At 45.0% G+C, this 16502-nt stretch carries 14 protein-coding genes; 10 read left to right on the top strand and 4 right to left on the bottom strand.

The genetic code is table 11. The features are described from left to right. Positions 1 to 24: 24 nt before the first annotated feature. Both CS948_RS01630 and lpdA read right to left on the bottom strand, forming a co-directional pair. Entirely contained in the window at positions 25 to 1404 is a 1380-nt protein-coding gene (locus tag CS948_RS01630; RefSeq protein ID WP_099290003.1) for an aminopeptidase C, read from the bottom strand. Positions 1405 to 1505: 101 nt separating this feature from the next. Beyond that, on the bottom strand, positions 1506 to 2897 hold the full coding sequence (lpdA, locus tag CS948_RS01635) for a dihydrolipoyl dehydrogenase (protein ID WP_099290004.1): 1392 nt from the start codon (positions 2895 to 2897) through the stop codon (positions 1506 to 1508). Between the two features lie 558 nt (positions 2898 to 3455). On the opposite strand from lpdA, the gene CS948_RS01640 reads away from it, so the two are divergent. From CS948_RS01640 to CS948_RS01670, 7 genes are all read left to right on the top strand, one after another. Continuing rightward, the gene (locus CS948_RS01640) at positions 3456 to 4328 is read left to right on the top strand and encodes an electron transfer flavoprotein subunit beta/FixA family protein (RefSeq protein ID WP_099290005.1); all 873 of its coding nucleotides are present in this window, start codon (positions 3456 to 3458) and stop codon (positions 4326 to 4328) included. 90 nt (positions 4329 to 4418) lie between these two features. Beyond that, positions 4419 to 5438 carry an electron transfer flavoprotein subunit alpha/FixB family protein gene (locus tag CS948_RS01645; RefSeq protein WP_099290006.1) on the top strand — a complete coding sequence of 340 codons (1020 nt, stop codon included), beginning with the start codon at positions 4419 to 4421 and terminating at the stop codon, positions 5436 to 5438. Between the two features lie 101 nt (positions 5439 to 5539). Continuing rightward, positions 5540 to 7246: an acyl-CoA dehydrogenase family protein gene (locus CS948_RS01650; RefSeq protein ID WP_099290007.1), complete on the top strand. Its 1707-nt coding sequence runs from the start codon at positions 5540 to 5542 to the stop codon at positions 7244 to 7246. A 267-nt stretch (positions 7247 to 7513) separates the two neighbouring features. Next, positions 7514 to 8722, top strand: a complete 1209-nt coding sequence (locus tag CS948_RS01655) for a hypothetical protein (protein ID WP_099290008.1) — start codon at positions 7514 to 7516, stop codon at positions 8720 to 8722. 94 nt (positions 8723 to 8816) lie between these two features. After that, entirely contained in the window at positions 8817 to 10166 is a 1350-nt protein-coding gene (locus tag CS948_RS01660) for a hypothetical protein (protein WP_176554861.1), read from the top strand. Positions 10167 to 10226: 60 nt separating this feature from the next. Continuing rightward, positions 10227 to 10970 (top strand): YjbH domain-containing protein, encoded by a 744-nt coding sequence (locus CS948_RS01665; protein ID WP_176554865.1) that lies wholly within the window; start codon positions 10227 to 10229, stop codon positions 10968 to 10970. Between the two features lie 34 nt (positions 10971 to 11004). After that, the gene (locus CS948_RS01670) at positions 11005 to 12201 is read left to right on the top strand and encodes an OmpA family protein (RefSeq protein WP_099290010.1); all 1197 of its coding nucleotides are present in this window, start codon (positions 11005 to 11007) and stop codon (positions 12199 to 12201) included. A gap of 103 nt (positions 12202 to 12304) precedes the next feature. On the opposite strand, the gene CS948_RS01675 is transcribed toward CS948_RS01670, so the two are convergent. Next, the gene (locus CS948_RS01675; protein ID WP_099290011.1) at positions 12305 to 12523 is read right to left on the bottom strand and encodes a hypothetical protein; all 219 of its coding nucleotides are present in this window, start codon (positions 12521 to 12523) and stop codon (positions 12305 to 12307) included. A gap of 196 nt (positions 12524 to 12719) precedes the next feature. On the opposite strand from CS948_RS01675, the gene CS948_RS01680 reads away from it, so the two are divergent. The 3 genes from CS948_RS01680 to kdsA all read left to right on the top strand — a co-directional run bounded on the left by CS948_RS01680 (position 12720) and on the right by kdsA (position 15370). After that, positions 12720 to 13019 (top strand): DUF3276 family protein, encoded by a 300-nt coding sequence (locus CS948_RS01680; protein ID WP_099290012.1) that lies wholly within the window; start codon positions 12720 to 12722, stop codon positions 13017 to 13019. A gap of 214 nt (positions 13020 to 13233) precedes the next feature. Beyond that, complete coding sequence (locus CS948_RS01685; RefSeq protein ID WP_099290013.1) at positions 13234 to 14505, top strand: replication-associated recombination protein A; 1272 nt, start codon at positions 13234 to 13236, stop codon at positions 14503 to 14505. Positions 14506 to 14572: 67 nt separating this feature from the next. Continuing rightward, a complete protein-coding gene (gene kdsA, locus CS948_RS01690; RefSeq protein WP_099290014.1) occupies positions 14573 to 15370 on the top strand; it encodes a 3-deoxy-8-phosphooctulonate synthase in 798 nt (265 codons plus the stop codon). 34 nt (positions 15371 to 15404) lie between these two features. Here the strand turns inward: kdsA and CS948_RS01695 are convergent, their stop codons facing one another. Further along, entirely contained in the window at positions 15405 to 16376 is a 972-nt protein-coding gene (locus CS948_RS01695) for a type I phosphomannose isomerase catalytic subunit (protein ID WP_099290015.1), read from the bottom strand. Positions 16377 to 16502 lie beyond the last annotated feature (126 nt).

The raw sequence follows: 16502 nt of genomic DNA on the forward strand, positions 1-16502 counted from the left end.
CCGAGCGGCTTTCCTTTTTTTATTTTAGTTCATGTAGTCCCACATGGGTAACAGGATTGGTTTCTGGTTCAATGCCTTCAAGGCTTTTTCTCCCAAGTATTTTTTATGAATTACCACGCGGAAGATGTATTCGTCAAACCATTTGTCCGTGAACGTGAGATAGCCGTTATGTCCCGCTTGCGGTCCCCAGCTATTCTCGAATTCCCATTTCGTGGGGTTCCCGTTCTCGTCAACATCCACTGCCACGAGCACCATGGCATGAGCGGAACCGCTTTGGCGAGTAAGAATACGTGCTTTTTTATCCATGGAGAAGTCTACGCCCATTAAAGAGTTGTAGTCGTACATCTCCGGGTCTAGAATCCCGGTTTCCCGGTTGAAGAATTTACCCACGTCGCTGGAAGTGTACATCGCCTCGTTCCCTTTGATGGAAGCGATTGCGGCTTGCTTGATGTCCTCGTTCGGCAGGTTCAGGTACACCCAGTTGATACCCTCTATCGTGTTGCGATAGTTCTGGATATCGTATATTTTGTAATATTCCCGGGTGGGGTCGTTCATAATCATGATATAGTTCTCCGGGCTGTAATCGGCGGGAGTGATTTCCTTGTAGAACTGTTGCGGGGTATAGTTTGCCAATTCCTTGATTTCGCCGTTTTTATCCTTGTATCTCCACGTGAAGGTGGTAGGCGGTTCGCCGAGGCAAAGAGCCAGAATACGGTAAATATCTTTCAGCACGGATATTTTTTCAACGCGCAAATCTTTGGCTTTTTTGCCTTGTGCCGCCATTTCCCGGATGGTGTAACCACCTTTGCGAAGGCGTTCATTGATTAACGATACCATGGCGTTGGTATTGTTCGAGTGGGCTGTTTCCGGCATCACCTCTTTCGGGACAACCCCGTATTTTTCGCCCAAATTGTAATAAAGATTCCATACGCCACCGTCGTTCACGGGAGCTTGGAACATATAGTACACGTCCCGATCGTCCATCGGTTTGCCGGCAGTGGAAATCATGTTCTCGAGGAAAAGATTGGATTTCTCGAACATGTCCCAGAAATAAAGATAGTTGTGCGAGAAGTCGAAGTTGGTAAGATTGTATTTCTTCATGATGCTCGGGCGCAACACGTTCATGGACGTGAACATCCAGCAACGTCCGGAACTTTTCTGGTCCGTGATGCCGTTCACTTTTACCCGATACTTGAAGTAATGGTCTGTTTTGCCTTGTACTTCCCGGTTTAGGGCATTGCTACGGATGTCCTTGTCATTCGTCAGCACGTTCTGAATGGCTTTCGTGGCAGCGTCTTTCCGGAAACTCCCTTTGATATCGTTCAGTTCTTTCTCTCCAACCGTTTGAGCGCATAGCGTTCCCCCGGCCAAAAGCAGAGAAAATAATGTCGTGTATAACTTCATAATTTTAGATTTACGATTTTAGATTTATGATTTTGAAACGGAGAATTGAAAATCGGAATACGTGTGTAATTTTCAATTTTCAATTCTCCATTTTCAATTGTTTAAAGGTGAATCACCTCGTCGTAAGCGGCACATGCCGCTTCCATCACGGCTTCGCTCATGGTCGGGTGCGGGTGTACCGTTTTGATGATGTCGTGGGCGGTAGCTTTCATCTTGCGTGCAAGTACCATTTCGGCAATCATCTCGGTCACGTTCATACCTACCATGTGGGCACCCAGTAACGTGTTGTCGGCAGCGTTGAAAATCAGTTTGATAAAACCGTCATTGGCTCCTGCTGCGCTAGCTTTCCCGGATGCGGTGAAGGGGAATTTACCGATTTTGAGTTCATAGCCCGCTTCCCGCGCTTTTGCCTCGTTCAGTCCCACGGATGCAACCTCGGGTGTGGTGTACGTGCATCCCGGGATGTTCGTGTAATCGATTGTTTCGGTGTGAACCCCGGCGATGTGTTCCACGCAACAGATGGCTTCAGCCGATGCCACGTGAGCCAGTGCCGGACCGTGTACGATGTCGCCGATAGCGTAAACGCCTTCCACGTTCGTGCGGTAGTACTCGTCGACCTTTACCCTACCTTTTTCCATTTCGATATTCAGCTCTTCCAAACCGATATTTTCCACGTTCGGGCTGATTCCCACGGCCGAAAGCACGATTTCTGCCTCGTGTACTTCGATTTCACCCTTTTTATTTTTGATGTTTACTTTCAACAGTTTTTCTCCGGCTTCTACGCTTTCCACGGATGATTTCACCATCACGTCGATGCCTGCTTTTTTGAAAGAACGTCCCACTTGTTTGGAAACTTCCTCGTCTTCTACCGGGAGGATTGTCGGCATGAATTCAACCAACAATACTTTGGTTCCCATGGCGTTGTAGAAGAATGCCAATTCGGAACCGATAGCTCCCGAACCGACCACGATCATGGATTCCGGTTTGTGGTCGAGCGTCAGTGCTTGGCGGTACCCGATGATGCGTTTCCCGTCTTGCGGGATATTCGGCAATTGGCGTGAACGGGCACCGGTTGCCAGCACGATATGTTGTGCCTCGTGAACGGTTTTCTCGCCCGCCGCGTCGGTTACCTCAACTTTCTTGTCGGCGGTCAGTTTACCGTGCCCCTCGATCACTGTGATATTGTTTTTCTTGAAAAGGTATTGGATACCTTTACTCATCTTGTCGGCTACTCCCCGGCTGCGGGCGATAATGGCATCGAAATCCGGTTTTGCGTGCTCGATTTTTACCCCGTAATCGGCGGCGTGTCCGGCGTATTCCAACACTTGAGCCGATTTTAGTAATGATTTCGTCGGGATACAACCCCAGTTCAAACAGATACCCCCAAGTTCCGCACGTTCTATAACAGCCACGTTCATTCCCAGTTGTGAAGCACGGATGGCTGCCACGTATCCCCCGGGACCACTTCCTACCACGATTAAGTCGTATTTCATTTTATTTGTCATTTATAATGTGAATAATTATTACACTGAATCATCGGGTGACAAAATTAGGGTATTTGTTTAGAATAGAAAACAAAATCGATTTTAGATTTTAAAAGGTTTCTCTTGCGTTCATGTTAATGTAATAAAAATAATATATATAAATAATGAATTTTATTTGTAGTTGATATATATCATCTCCTATTCAATTCCCATTTAACTCCTATTCAAAGCCTATTATAAAGGTATAAAAATAGAATTTAAATTGAAATAGTATAAAAATTATTAATACTGAAATTTATAGTATATACATTATTCTTTCACGTGGAATAACTGATTGTGTCGAGAGTTGTTTTTGAACGAGGTAGAAAATATTTTCCCGTTATGATATCGAGAGTTGAAGTTAAAATTTTGTATTTCTGAGTTGAAATAGTATCTTTACACGCTAAAATTTTATATAGTATTGAAAATAACTGGTATATGAAGTATTCCGTGTTGTGTGCCTTGCACTGTCGGTTGTGAATGAAGAGAATATTTCATGTCGCTTAAAACATAAAATTGGATATTAATATGAAAGGACTAAAAATTGTTGTTCTTGCTAAGCAGGTTCCCGATACAAGAAACGTGGGGAAAGATGCGATGAAGGCAGACGGAACTGTAAACAGGGCAGCTTTACCTGCCATCTTCAATCCGGAAGATTTAAATGCTTTAGAGCAAGCTTTAAGATTAAAAGATACAATTGAAGGAACTACTGTTCACGTGTTGACGATGGGACCGGGGCGTGCCGCCGAGATCATCAGAGAGGCGATGTACAGGGGTGCGGATGGCGGTTACTTGTTGTCGGATAGGGCATTTGCCGGTTCTGACACGTTAGCGACTTCTTATGCCTTATCTTGTGCTTTACGTAACTTGGAATATGACGTGATTATTTGTGGTCGTCAAGCGATTGACGGTGACACCGCGCAGGTAGGTCCGCAGGTGGCCGAGAAATTGGGATTGCCGCAGGTAACTTACGCGGAGGAAATACAGAAATGTGACGGGAATGTGCTCACGATTAAACGTCGCTTGGAAAGAGGTATCGAGGTGGTAACTTGCCCGCTTCCCTGCGTGGTAACGGTGAACGGTTCTGCAGCCGAGTGTCGCCCGAGAAATGCCCGTTTCGTGATGAAATACAAAAACGCGAAAGGCACTCAAGAGGCTCAAGATGCCAACGAGGATTATTTCGCGCTGGTGAACGAACGTCCCTATTTGAAGTTGACGGAGTGGAGCGTGAACGACGTGGAGAGTAATCCCGCGGATCTCGGTTTGAGCGGTTCGCCTACCAAGGTGAAAAACATCGAGAACGTGGTGTTCCAAGCAAAAGAGGCAAAAGTGCTCTCCGGCACGGATGTGGAAATCGATGCCATGATGAAAGAGTTGATAACGAATCATACAATTGGATAATTTATGATTTTGGATTTACGATTTTAGATTAGAATCAGCTAATCGTAAATCACGAAATCATAAATCATAAATTATTAAAAGAATTACGGAATGAACAGTGTATTTGTATATTGCGAGATAGAAGAGGGGGTAGTTGCCGACGTGAGCCTTGAGTTGCTGACGAAAGGTCGTGCCCTTGCAACAAGATTGGGTGTGAAGCTTGAGGCTATAGCGCTCGGACATAACTTGAAAGATATAGAGAAACAGGTATTTCCTTACGGGGTTGATGTAGTTTGGGTGGGCGACGATGCCCGTTTGGCTCCTTATACGACGCTGCCTCACACGAAGATGTTGGTTCGTTTGTTTGACGCGGAGAAACCACAGATTGCTTTGATGGGGGCTACCAGCGTGGGACGTGATTTGGGGCCTCGCGTGTCTTCTGCTTTACATAGCGGTTTGACTGCCGATTGCACGAGCCTTGAAATCGGGGAGTACATGGATGCCAAGAGCGGTAAGAAATACGAGAATCTGTTGTACCAGATTCGACCTGCTTTCGGGGGAAATATCGTGGCAACTATCGTGAACCCGGATTGCCGCCCGCAGATGGCTACCGTTCGCGAGGGGGTAATGAAAAAAGAGATTGTCGATCCGCAATATAAAGGTGAGATAAAGAATTTGAACATCGACGAGTATCTGGATGACACGGATATGGTCGTAAAGGTGATAGAACGCCAGATGGAGAAATCCAAGGTGAACATCAAGGGAGCCCCGATTATCGTTGCCGGAGGATACGGCGTGGGTTCCAAGGAGAATTTTGCTTTGTTGCATGAACTGGCTTCCGTGTTGGGCGGGGAAGTGGGTGCTTCGCGTGCTGCCGTGGATGCCGGGTTCTGTGAACACGAGCGCCAGATCGGACAGACGGGTACCACGGTACGTCCTAAATTATACATCGCTTGCGGTATCTCCGGACAGATACAGCATACTGCCGGAATGGAAGAGTCTTCCATGGTTATAGCGATCAACACGGACGCGGATGCCCCGATTAATAAATTTGCTGATTACGTGATCACGGGTGACCTGAACGTGGTAATTCCGAAAATGATCCAGTATTACAAGAAAAACAGCAAGTAAAATTATTTACGATTTATGATTGAAGATTTACAAAACAAAGAGTGTTTTTTGTGGGAGGGAATCTGAAATCATAAATCATTAAATCAAAAATTGAAAAAGGTATGGCAAATTTCTATACAGATAACGAGGATTTGAAGTTCCACTTGGGACATCCTTTGATGAAAAAGATCGTCGCGTTGAAAGAACGGAATTTCGAGGAGGCGGGAAAATGTGATATCGCTCCCCGTGATTTCGAGGATGCAATGGATAACTATGATAGAGTGTTGGAGATCGTGGGGGACATTTGTGGCAACGTGATCGCCGAGAACGCGGAAGAGGTTGACCACGAGGGACCGCAAGTGATTGACGGTCGCGTGAAATACGCTCGCGGAACACAAGAGAATCACGACGTGTTGACACAAGCCGGTTTGTACGGTATGTCATTGCCGCGTGAGTATGACGGGTTGAACTTCCCGATGGTTCCTTATGTAATGGCTGCCGAGTTGGTTTCCCGCGGTGATGGTGGATTCGCCAATATCTGGGGATTGCAGGATTGTGCCGAAACGATTCACGAGTTTGCCAGCGAGGAACAAAAACGTGAATTTTTGCCTCGTGCCGCGAAAGGCGATACTTACGCGATGGACTTGACAGAGCCGGATGCAGGGTCGGATTTGCAATCCGTGCAATTGAAAGCGACTTATTGCGATAAGACCAAGAAATGGTACTTGAACGGTGTGAAACGCTTTATCACGAACGGTGATGCCCAAATCTCGTTGGTTTTGGCACGTTCGGAAGAAGGTACGCATGACGGTCGCGGTTTGTCCATGTTTATTTATGACAAGGCTGACGGCGGAATGACTGTTCGTCGTATTGAAAATAAATTAGGTATCAAGGGTTCCCCGACTTGCGAACTGGTATTCAAGGATGCGCCTGCCGTGTTGGTGGGTGAGCGTAAGCTGGGATTGATCAAGTACGTGATGTCGTTGATGAACGGTGCCCGTCTGGGCGTGGGAGCTCAATCGGTAGGTATCGCGGAAGCGGCTTATCGTGAAGGTTTGAAATACGCCGGGGAAAGACGTCAGTTCGGTAAGGCTATCATTGAATTCCCAGCCGTGTACGAGATGTTGACCAATATGGAAGCCAAGTTGCACGGTGCTCGTGCCATATTGTACGAGACCAGCCGTTTCGTGGATATGTACAAGGCTTACACGCATATTGCCAACGAGCGTACATTGAATAAAGAGGAGCGCGAGGAGATGAAGAAATACCAGAAACTGGCGGATGTTTTCACCCCGCTTCTGAAATTATTCTCCAGCGAGTACGCTAACGAGATAGCTTATGATGCGTTACAGATTCACGGTGGGTCCGGATTCATGAAGGACTACCCGATCGAGCGTCTGGTACGTGATGCCCGTATCACGAATATATACGAGGGAACTTCTCAATTGCAGGTTGTGGCTGCTATCCGCGGTGTAACAACAGGACAGTACGCCAAGCATATCCGTGAAGAATACGAGAAAGCTCCTATTTGCCCGGAGCAGGAGTTCGTGCGTGAAACTTTAAGAGGCATGACTGCCGCCTACGAGGCTGCCGTGACGAAAGTTACCGCTGTCGGGGAAACGGAATACGTGGACTTCCATGCTCGCCGTCTGGTGGAAATGGCAGGGTATATCATTATCGGTTACTTATTGTTGATTGATTCTCAGCGGGATGGCCGTTTCGCGAAATCAGCCGAGATATTCGTGAAATACGGACAGGCAAAAGTTGCGGGATACGCGGCTTTTATCAATGATTTCGAATTGAAAGATTTGGGAATGTACAAGAAATAACGCGTTTCTAAAATTACAAAATACGTGAAGAGATCGTTCCGAATGGAGCGATCTCTTTTTTATCTCCACTCTTCCGGGGTCCCCCCTTGAAAGCCTGCTCTTGGAAAATTGTTTTTACAACTGTTTCGTTTTCTAAAAAAAAATAGTGTTTTTTTTTACACGAATATGATTAAAACATTATCTTTGCTATTGTAAATCATTGATTTGCAGAGTATTGAAATGATCAGAAATGGCTCTGGGAGGGCAGAGTCGTTAATTTGTAATTGTATGAACGGGATAAAAAAGTCTATTTATAATGTTTTTTATAAAACGTCAGGAGTATGTTTTATACTTTTCTGTACGATTGACTTTTTATACGCCCAAGGGACAGACGACGTGGTGAACGCGTTGGTGAATGCAGGGTACGAAAATGTCAGTCGGGAAATAGGGGAGACGGAAGAGGTAATCATGTTTGAGAATACATTGTGGCGGGCGAACGGGGACGGTATAAGAGAAGCCATTAAACTTATAGAATTATATCCGGTGACCCCAGGAAAAGGACGGCGGGTGGTCGTTCTGAGAAACAAGGTGCCACAGGTATCATTGTTGCTCCGTCCGGGAGAAGCTGCCGGGATAGGATGGAATGTCAGTTATGAACTGGGGGATTCATGGAAAAAGGTTCACGATAAAAAACTTGCCAATAATTCCCGTTGGAAAGCGGATTTGGTATTCTACCCGCAATTCTCTTTACGTAACCAGAAGTTCCACAAGATATACGATGTGTTGTTCAATATCGCCCCGGCGTTGGAGATTGTTCCGTTCCGGGGAACGAAAATCACGGGACAGGTTATTATCCCGGTTTTCAACGAGTTCGGCGGATTGTACGATGATGTGCGTCCCGGCTATATTACCGTGCAACAGAATTTTAGAGTGGAAAACGTGTTTCTTCAAGCAACGGTGGGGAATTTCAATCAAAACCGCTGGGGAATGGATTTGAGTTTTTTCCGTCCTTTTACAAAGGGCTGGTTGCAATATTTCGCGATAAAAGGGGGAGTCGGGTTGACGGGTTCTTCTTACTTTATAGATTGGAATTGGCATTATGGTCCCACGAAACTCTTTACGTGGAACGTCGGGGGAAGTTATTATAACCCGCAATATAACGTGCTTTGCGAGGTGCGGGTGGAGAAATTTCTTGCCGGGGATATCGGGGTGCGGGCAGATATGACGCGCCATTTCAGGCGTGCCTCTATTGGCTTTTACGTTATGAAAAATGACTATGATAATCTGGATGGCGGATTTCATTTCTCGATATTGATTCCACCGATGAAGTACAAGAGGAAGCGGGTGAGAGTAACCCCGGCTAAATACTTTAATATGGAATACAAAGCGGCCGGATTATTCTTTAACGGGAAGTCCTATAAAACGAATCCGGGACAGAATAAAGCGGAGGAGAACTTTAACCCGTATTACATAAAATCACAAATACAGAATAACTAATAACTTAAATTAAAAGCAGAAAGCAAGTAAAATAGTAAACAAAATCAGGAAATAATAAGTTAAACAAGTGTAAACCTTTATAAATGAAAGAATGATGAGAAAAGAAGTAAAACATTTTGGTATGAGCGCGAAAGCTATACTAATGGTAATGGTTGTCTTCGGAACGCTTTTCGCTAGCTGTTACACGAAGGATGATATTCCGGTGGTTCAGGTACCGGAGGAAGTTCCCAACAAGTACATTATCGAAGGTACGATTGTAGCCAACACGAATGGAGTTTTGGAAACTTTGAAAGGAGTTACCGTGACCAGCGACAAGAACGGCGTTGTTTCGTCGGGAGATGCTAACTTTATTGTTACAGTGGGCAGTCCTGATACTTACACGTTATCATTGAGTAAGACGGGATACGATCCTATTTCTTACAAAGTGGTTGTTCCGAGTGCGGGTGATAAGATTACCGGACAATTGATTTCCGTGAATGTACAATTGACGATGTATCGCGAGAATACCTCGAATCCGGGTACCGGAGAAGTTGGTGTAGACGGTGGAAACGTGGTAAACGGAAACGGTACGTTGACGATTCCTGCCGGAGCTCTTACAGCGAACACGACGATCACCATGAGTGTTAATGATGATGTGAAACAAGCTGTCGAGGTAACCGGTTCGCAGGAAGCTGCCGCTCAATTCCTGTTGGGTGAGTTCGGTCCCGGCGGAACGAAATTCCTTGCTCCTGTGGATTGGAGTGTAGCGTATGACGCTTTGTCTGATTTTTATTTGGCAAACACGCAATTACAATACAGGGCGAATAACAATGCCGGTGACTGGACGGTTATGACTGATGGTATTGTTTATGACAATGATAATGATAAGTACAATGTATCATTAACCCACTTCTCTCAATACCGTATGGTATACTTGGCAAGCAGAATGACGTTGGATGCTGTTACAGAAACTCTTCCGGCTATTGCGACAATCTTGAATACCAATCCTTCACCTGCTTCGATCACTGAAATTCCTTACAAGAAATACGAGGGTGCCGAGTTGACTTTAGGTGACGGATGGAATAATATCACGAATGCTTCTGATCAACAACAAATCGAGGAACTGGTGAAGAATGCCGTTATGGCTAAAGTAAACGTATCGGAATTTAAAGCATCTATCGGTGAGCCGGTTGCTGCTAACTATGTATTGAGGGATCCGATCACGTTACCGTACGATTATCACTTGTTGTCCAAAGGAGAACAATCCATGGATTACTACGTGTTCACGTTCAAAGTATACAAGAAAGCGGACAACGCGACTGTCGAGTTGAAAGTGAACGTGAAGGTGGCAGGTAAAGTTTCTATTTTCGTGGAAATGGATTATTGTGGAGCACATCATACTCACGGAAGCTGCGGACACGTGTATCACGGTGGTGCCGGCGGTGGTATGGTTATAGGAGATTAATTTAGAAAAGGAATCGAACGTTAAGTTAAATCCGGAAGCAAAATGTCATTGATATTGAATATGAAAAGGGTGTTACTCGCGAGTATATTTATCTTGAGCACTTTCATGCTTTCGGCACAATTAACGTCGGGTACGACCGGATTGTTGAACAGTCCGTCTGCCGATATGCAACCTGACAAGACGGTGATGCTCGGTGGAAATTTTTTGCACGACCGGATAACCCCGAACGGGTTCCCGTATAACACGTACAACTATTTCTTGAATATCACGTTCTTGCCTTTCCTCGAAGTGGCTTACACGTGTACCTTGTTTAAGGCTACCGACAAGTTTGTCCCGGAAAAGAAAGGGAGGTTTGTCAATCAGGATCGTGCTTTTTCTGTTCGTTTACGAGCGCTGACGGAGAGGAAATATCGTCCGGCTATTGTTCTCGGGTCTAACGACCTGTACACGCAAAGCAACGGGGGAGGGATTATGACGGAGGAATCCAATAATCAATATTTCAACAAGTTCTACTTGGCCGCGACGAAACACGTGAACATCACGAAAACAGAACAGGTCGGATTGCATTTAGCGTATCAGTACAACAGACGGGCGTCCAATCGCCTGAATGGGTTTTCCGGGGGAATTAGTTATAAGCCCTCGTTTGCTCCCAACTTGAATCTGATCGTGCAGCATGATTCGAAAAGTTTCTTTGTAGGTGCCAACTACCTGCTCTTGAAGCATCTTTTTATGCAAGTTGTTTTGCAGGACGGGCAATATTTTTCGGGAGGGCTGGCATACAAGATTTATTTGAAAGGTAAATAACGAGGAATTTGATAAAACTATAAATATTAATAGAATGAAAATAAAGACTTTATTACTCTCTGCACTGGTTGTGGCGGCTTCCTGTTCGGTAACCGCCCAAACGACCGATACGGATGTAAAATATATGTCTCCTAAATTTAAGGATAATATTTTTATCAGTATTGGTGTGGGTGCACAAGGTTACCTGACGCAGGATAACTTTGACCACGGTTTCGGGAAAGTGATCCAACCGTTGGTGAATCTGTCCGTGGGTAAATGGATGGATCCTTACTGGGGGCTTCGCGGACAGGCATCCGGTTGGCAAAGCAAAATGTACACGGATGTCGACCGTCTGAACAATGGCGGCGTATTCAATAAATTCGAACGTAAATATATCAATTTGAACTTGGATTTCATGTTGAACCTGACTAACCTCTGGCGTCAATATGATCCCGAAAACAAATGGGATATGACCTTGTTCTTGGGACCCGGTTTGAGTTTCGGTAAATTCCATGACAAACAACTCGATGTGCTTGTTAACGGTTCGTTGGGATTGGGTGGAAAATACCATATCAACAAGTATTGGGCTATCGACTTGGAGGCTCGTACACATTTGATGCCGACATTCTTCTATACCTCTAAATACACGGGGTCAGAAGAGATTGCCGGACGTTCGTACCAAGACGGATTGCTTTCTTTGTCGATAGGTGCGACTTACACTTTCGGCGGTCGGAAGTTTGCCCGTTACGAGAGTGGAGCGGAACAGATGCGCCAACAATTGAATGACAAGATCAACGGTTTGGAAAACGAGTTGCGCAACACGCAATCTCAGTTGGAAGCTGCCAAGATTGCCGAGCAAGTGGCTCAAAAAGAACTTGCCTTGACCGAGGCCGAGAAAGCTGAAGCTATCGCTGCCGCTGCAAGACAGGATTTCACTCAATACGTTGGTTTCACAATCAACAAGAGTGCCGTGAAAACGGAACAAATGGTGGTACTGCAGGCTGTAGCCAACTATATGGCTGAGAACCCCGGCGTGAAGATGAAAGTTGTGGGTTACGCCGACAAACAAACCGGTAGTAACTATTTTAACCAGAAACTTAGCGAAAGACGTGCGAAAAGCGTTTACGATCTGTTAGTGAAGAAATTCGGAGTGTCTTCAGACCGTTTGTCTTACGTCGGGTTGGGTGACCAGTCACAACCTTTCAAGGTGAACAATTACAATCGTTTAGTAATGATCCTTGGGGAAAAATGATAATCAAGAGTTTATGAGGTTCGAGAGTCCGAACAAGTCATTAAATACAAAATGAATCTTATAGACTTGTAAGTTGAGGGGGTGCGAAAGCAGCCCCTTAATTTTATTCTTCATTTTTACCAATTTCAATCGGTTTGTAACTCTCCCTTTCTTTACGGTCAGTTGTGGCAGCACAGCTGATGCCTCTTTCTCTCATGGCCTCGCTTTTACCGATGTGTGTATTCGGGAATTTTTTCTTTTTACTGAAAAACGTTGTTATTCCCAAGCCGATGAAAGCTATCCCGACCAGTACCAGTATGATAATGAAATAAGTTCCCAGCATAATATTATTCGTTTAGTTTAAACAAATGTACAATTAATTTTTTCACTCTTCAAGTTTGATATGTTTTACGTTGTCAAGAAAATTTGGTTGTGGAAGAGGAAAATGAGCGGGAGCTAAAAAAAAAGATTAAAAAAGTCTATTTATTACTTTGTTTTTTCTACATTTGGGGTGCAAAGTCAAATAAAATCGAGATATAATGGAAGGATACGAACAAAATGACGGAATGGATAGGGACGAAATCTATTCCAATGCAGTGAAAGCAGGGAAAAGAACTTATTTTTTTGATGTGAAGGCGACGCGTAATAATGACTACTATTTGACGATCACCGAAAGCAAGAAAAAATTTGATAATGATGGGAACGCAAGCTACGAGAAGCACAAGGTCTTCTTGTATAAAGAAGATTTTGATAAATTCGTCGAAGGCTTGGATGAGGCTATTGGAGTGGTAAAAGCTGCAATCAATGGCGAACTTCCTGAAAAGGATTCTGAACTGTAATCAAGCTGTTATTAGTATATGAGAGGGAGTGTTTCAACACTCCCTCTCGTCTGTAAAGTCTGAACGTCCATAAGGTCGTAAGGTCAAATTAAATCACGGACTTTATAGACTTTAGGAGCCGGAGGCTCGACTTTATGCCAACCTGAAACTTGTAACTTGCAAATGATAATATGCAAACTTTCCGTATCTTTGTGGGGATAGAATAAGGAGAGAAATGGAGAATAAGCCTTTAGCAGAACGTATGCGCCCCAAGTCTTTAGAAGACTATATCGGGCAACAACATTTGGTTGGACCGGGAAAAGTGCTTCGGAAAATGATTGATTCCGGGGTAGTGGCGTCCTTTATTCTATGGGGGCCACCGGGAGTGGGAAAAACCACCTTGGCAATGATTATCGCCGAGCAATTGAAACGCCCGTTTTACGTGCTGAGTGCCGTGAGTTCGGGGGTGAAGGATGTCCGGGAAGTGATTCAGAAAGCGGAAAGTCAGCGGTTTTTCAATTCACCGAATCCGATCTTGTTCATTGACGAGATTCATCGTTTCTCGAAAGCGCAGCAGGATTCGCTTCTGGCTGCCGTGGAGAAAGGAACGGTGACGCTTATCGGTGCGACCACGGAGAATCCTTCTTTTGAGGTTATATCTCCTCTGCTTTCCCGTTGTCAAGTGTACGTGTTGAAATCACAGGAGAAGAAAGATCTGGAAGACTTGATCGACCGTGCGGTGGAGAAAGATTATTATCTTAGTAAACGGAATATCACCGTCAAGGAAAAAGATGCCATGATATCGTACAGCGGGGGGGATGCCCGAAAACTGTTGAATATACTGGAGCTCGTGGTGAACGGGTTAGGCGAGGGAGATATTGTTATCGACAACGAGGCGGTACACCGGGAGTTGCATGAAAACCCGTTGATGTACGATAAAGACGGTGAACAACATTATGATATCGTGTCGGCGATGATCAAGTCTATCCGCGGGGGAGACCCGAATGCGGCGATTTACTGGATGGCACGTATGTTGCTGGGGGGAGAAGACCCGAAATTTATAGCGAGACGCTTGATTATCTCTGCCGCCGAAGATATAGGTCTGGCAAACCCGAATGCCTTGCTGATAGCGAACACTTGTTTTGAAGTAGTGCATAAAATAGGAATGCCGGAAGCCCGCATACCCCTGTCGGAGTGTGTGATCTATCTCGCGACTTCGCCGAAGAGCAATTCGGCTTATCTGGCGATAGACGCCGCGATGGCTACGGTAAAACAGACGGGCAATTCGCCCGTACCCTTGCATTTGCGTAATGCCCCGACGAAGTTGATGAAGGATTTGAACTACGGGCAGGATTACAAGTACCCGCATGATTATCCCGGTAATTTCGTGGAACAACCGTATTTGCCGGTGGAATTGAAGGAAAAGAAGTTCTACCTGCCGCAACAGAATGCACAGGAAATAAAGATACTGGAGCGCTTGAAAGCGTGGTGGAGAAAATATAAATAATTAATTTACGATTTATGAATTACGATTCATCAAATCATAAATCTAAAATCATAAATCTAAAATAGTAATGGATAAGTTGATTAATCAAGAGATGTTTTTTTTGTTAGCCGGACCTTGCGTGATCGAGGGTGAGGAAATGGCTTTGAATATTGCGGAACACGTGAAGAAAGTTACCGATAGACTGGGGATTCCCTATGTATTCAAGGGATCGTTCAAAAAGGCCAATCGCTCCCGGTTGGATTCTTTCACCGGCATTGGTGACGAGAAGGCATTAAGAATATTAGCTAAAGTAAGGCAAGAATTTGATATTCCTGTCGTGACGGATATTCACACGGAGCGGGATGCGGAGAGGGCAGCGGAGTACGTGGATGTTTTACAGATTCCGGCATTCTTGTGTCGCCAGACGGATTTGTTGGTTGCTGCTGCCAAGACGGGAAAGATCGTGAATATTAAAAAAGGACAGTTCCTTTCACCCGAAGCGATGAAGTTTGCCGTGGATAAAGTACGGGAAACGGGAGATGACAAGGTGATGGTTACCGAGCGGGGAACCACGTTTGGCTATCAGGATTTAGTTGTTGATTTTCGCGGTATCCGGGTAATGCAACAGGCTTGTCAATGCCCCGTGGTGTTGGACGTGACACATTCTTTACAACAGCCTAATCAGGCATCCGGGGTAACCGGGGGGCAGCCGGAATTGATCGAAACGATCGCTAAAGCCGGAATTGCGGTCGGGGCGGACGGAATCTTCATCGAGACTCATGCCGATCCCCGTTGTGCCAAATCCGACGGGGCAAATATGTTGCGATTGGATTTGATTGACGGTCTGCTGGAGAAACTTGTGCGAATTAGAAAAGTGATATCATAAAGAAAAAGGAAGTTGGTTACAACTTCCTTTTTCTTTATTCTTCCACGTATATTTCCAGCACCCGGCTTACTTCATCCGGGTATAGTGTGACATTTTTGAAACAGGCGGGTACAAGTACGGTTTCGCCTTTATTTACCATGACCGGATCGCATTCTCCCGTGGAGATCGTGAACTTTCCTTGAATACACATGTAAATCACGAACGAATCAAGGTGCACGTATTCTTTCTCTATATCCCTATCGAAGACAAGTAGATTTGTCGTGAAGTAGGGACATTTCACCAGTTGCACGGATTTATTGTCGTGTGGCGTGTAATCTACCTTGTGTTTCGGGTAATAGTGGTAGTCGATCACGTCGGTTGCCAGATCTGTATGCAATTCCCTTGTATGTCCCTCAGCATCTTTCCGGTTGTAGTCGTATATCCGGTAAGTGATATCAGAAGTTTGCTGGATTTCGGCGATATAACATCCTTTCCCGATGGCATGGACAAGTCCGGCAGGGATAAAGAAGCTATCTCCCTTTTTCACTTTTTCAGTATTCAATATATCCATGAGCTTGTTCGAGTGCAAGGCTTGCAGGTATTCGGCCTTGTCGGTTTCCTTGTTGAATCCCATGATCAACGAGGCGTCTTTCTCTGCATCCGCGATATACCACATTTCGGTCTTCCCGTAAGCGTTGTGGCGCTCCTTGGCGGTTTCATCATCGGGATGTACTTGAATCGAGAGATCGTCATTTGCGTCAATGTATTTGATCAATAACGGGAATTCTACGCCGAACTTCTCGTACACCCGGTCGCCGACCAAATCACCCATGTAGACTTCAATCAATTCCTGCAAATCATTGTCGGCCAGAATCCCGTTGGAAACAACGGATATGTTATCTTCCACGGCGGAAATCTCCCAACTTTCACCAATAGATTCCTCGTGTTGTTCACTCTTGTAACTTAATCTTTCCCCTCCCCATATCTTTTTTTTGAGAATCGGATGGAATTTTAACGGGTATAGCATGATTTATTTCTTTATTAGGCATAATTATTGTACAGAAAACAAAGATAGGAATTTTGTAGTTGGGGTTTATGATTTATGAATTAATTTTGTGGCAAGAATTACGAGAATAAAATAAAAACGTATAAG

This window comes from Butyricimonas sp. Marseille-P3923, from assembly GCF_900184685.1.
Taxonomy (GTDB): domain Bacteria; phylum Bacteroidota; class Bacteroidia; order Bacteroidales; family Marinifilaceae; genus Butyricimonas; species Butyricimonas muris.

Bases quoted from the DNA above. Each gene is read 5' to 3' on its own strand.
- kdsA (WP_099290014.1), top strand. From the start codon at position 14,573: ATGGATAAGTTGATTAATCAAGAGATGTTTTTTTTGTTAGCCGGACCT.
- CS948_RS01630 (WP_099290003.1), bottom strand. From the start codon at position 1,404: ATGAAGTTATACACGACATTATTTTCTCTGCTTTTGGCCGGGGGAACG.
- CS948_RS01685 (WP_099290013.1), top strand. From the start codon at position 13,234: ATGGAGAATAAGCCTTTAGCAGAACGTATGCGCCCCAAGTCTTTAGAA.
- CS948_RS01695 (WP_099290015.1), bottom strand. From the start codon at position 16,376: ATGCTATACCCGTTAAAATTCCATCCGATTCTCAAAAAAAAGATATGG.
- lpdA (WP_099290004.1), bottom strand. From the start codon at position 2,897: ATGAAATACGACTTAATCGTGGTAGGAAGTGGTCCCGGGGGATACGTG.
- CS948_RS01680 (WP_099290012.1), top strand. From the start codon at position 12,720: ATGGAAGGATACGAACAAAATGACGGAATGGATAGGGACGAAATCTAT.
- CS948_RS01665 (WP_176554865.1), top strand. From the start codon at position 10,227: ATGAAAAGGGTGTTACTCGCGAGTATATTTATCTTGAGCACTTTCATG.
- CS948_RS01645 (WP_099290006.1), top strand. From the start codon at position 4,419: ATGAACAGTGTATTTGTATATTGCGAGATAGAAGAGGGGGTAGTTGCC.
- CS948_RS01650 (WP_099290007.1), top strand. From the start codon at position 5,540: ATGGCAAATTTCTATACAGATAACGAGGATTTGAAGTTCCACTTGGGA.
- CS948_RS01670 (WP_099290010.1), top strand. From the start codon at position 11,005: ATGAAAATAAAGACTTTATTACTCTCTGCACTGGTTGTGGCGGCTTCC.
- CS948_RS01660 (WP_176554861.1), top strand. From the start codon at position 8,817: ATGAGAAAAGAAGTAAAACATTTTGGTATGAGCGCGAAAGCTATACTA.
- CS948_RS01640 (WP_099290005.1), top strand. From the start codon at position 3,456: ATGAAAGGACTAAAAATTGTTGTTCTTGCTAAGCAGGTTCCCGATACA.
- CS948_RS01675 (WP_099290011.1), bottom strand. From the start codon at position 12,523: ATGCTGGGAACTTATTTCATTATCATACTGGTACTGGTCGGGATAGCT.
- CS948_RS01655 (WP_099290008.1), top strand. From the start codon at position 7,514: ATGAACGGGATAAAAAAGTCTATTTATAATGTTTTTTATAAAACGTCA.